The following is a 1,483-nucleotide window of genomic DNA, read 5'->3' as shown; positions in this document are numbered from 1 at the left end:
TTCTTCCTAAAGGGAGGGATCAGCCATGATGGGACCGAGACAGGAAGCGCAAGCGTCGCTGTTTTACGAGTTCTCGCTGGAGGATCATGTCCCGCAAGACCACCTTTTGCGCTCGATTGACCGGTTCGTCGATCTGGGCAGCATTCGCGCGCACCTTACGGATTTCTACAGCCACACGGGCCGGCCCTCCGTCGATCCCGAACTGCTGATCCGCATGCTGTTGGTTGGCTATTGCTTCGGTATTCGATCCGAGCGACGGCTCTGCGAAGAGGTGCATTTGAACCTGGCATACCGCTGGTTCTGCCGTCTCGACTTGAACGACCGGGTGCCAGACCATTCCACGTTTTCCAAGAACCGGCACGGCCGTTTCCGGGAAAGCGAACTGTTGCGTCGTCTGTTTGAGACAACTGTGGCACGCTGCATTGAGGAAGGTCTCGTCAGCGGCCAGCGCATGGCGATTGATGCCAGCCTGATCGAAGCCGATGCTAACAAACGGAACTCAACACCGAAGGAAGACTGGGACGCGGCAAGCATTGACCCGGCAGATGCGTCCCGCGCGGTCCGCGAGTATCTCGACACGCTGGACGAGGCGGCATTCGGCGCGGCCAGCGAGGTACAGCCCAAGTTCACCTCACATTCTGACCCCGCCAGCCAATGGACTGCAGCCCGCAAAGGCCCTGCATTCTTCAGCTATTCCGACAATTATCTGATTGATACGGATCACGGTGTAATCGTCGATGTCGAAGCCACCAGATCAATCCGACAGGCAGAAGTCGGTTCAACAAAGACGATGTTGAACCGGGTCAAAGACAAGTTCGACCTGCACCCAGAACGGTTAATCGCAGATACCGCTTACGGTTCCGGCCCCATGCTGGACTGGCTGGTGAAGCGCAAGATCGCGCCGCACATTCCCGTTATCGACAAAGCTGGCCGGACAGATGGCACATGGTCCCGTGCAGACTTTGAATGGGATCCCGAGAACAACCAATACATCTGCCCTGAGGGCGAAGCGCTCAAGCAGTTTCGTCGCAACTACTCTGATCCGAACCGTGGCCCGACGGGCAAGGGCGTGGCCAAGTATCAGGCCCTCAAACACACCTGCCTGGCGTGCCAGTCGAAGATGAAGTGCTGCCCAAACGCCGATGCTCGCAAAATCACCCGCGAAGAACATGAAGACGCACGCGATGTGGCACGCGCCATTCGCAAAACGCCCCAATACAAAGTCTCGGCAAAGCTCCGAAAGAAGGTTGAGATGCTGTTTGCCCACCTCAAACGCATTCTCGGGCTGGGACGACTCCGATTACGTGGCCCTTGTGGTGCAACCGACGAATTCCTCCTCGCCGCCACCGCCCAGAACCTCCGAAAACTGGCCAAGATCTTTCCCGCACCGCAGCAAACGAGCAAAGCCTGACAAGAAAGGCACTCGCGCTCAGTTCGGTACGCCTCTCTCTGCGCCAGCAACACGTTGTTTTTCAACAATATC

Annotated in this window: 1 protein-coding gene; it reads left to right on the top strand. The window is 57.4% G+C overall.

Annotation, left to right across the window (positions count from 1 at the left end; all coding sequences use genetic code 11):
• Positions 1-25: 25 nt before the first annotated feature.
• The gene (locus ACR0AM_RS21565) at positions 26-1,411 is read left to right on the top strand and encodes an IS1182 family transposase (protein ID WP_480623998.1); all 1,386 of its coding nucleotides are present in this window, start codon (positions 26-28) and stop codon (positions 1,409-1,411) included.
• The last annotated feature ends 72 nt before the right edge of the window (positions 1,412-1,483 follow it).

Source organism: Ruegeria sp. AD9, assembly GCF_056542305.1.
The sequence above is the reverse complement of the archived record's forward strand: the minus strand, read 5'-3'. Positions and strand labels throughout refer to the sequence as shown.

Excerpts from the sequence above, each read along its gene's own strand:
- ACR0AM_RS21565 (WP_480623998.1), top strand. The coding sequence starts at position 26 with ATGATGGGACCGAGACAGGAAGCGCAAGCGTCGCTGTTTTACGAGTTC.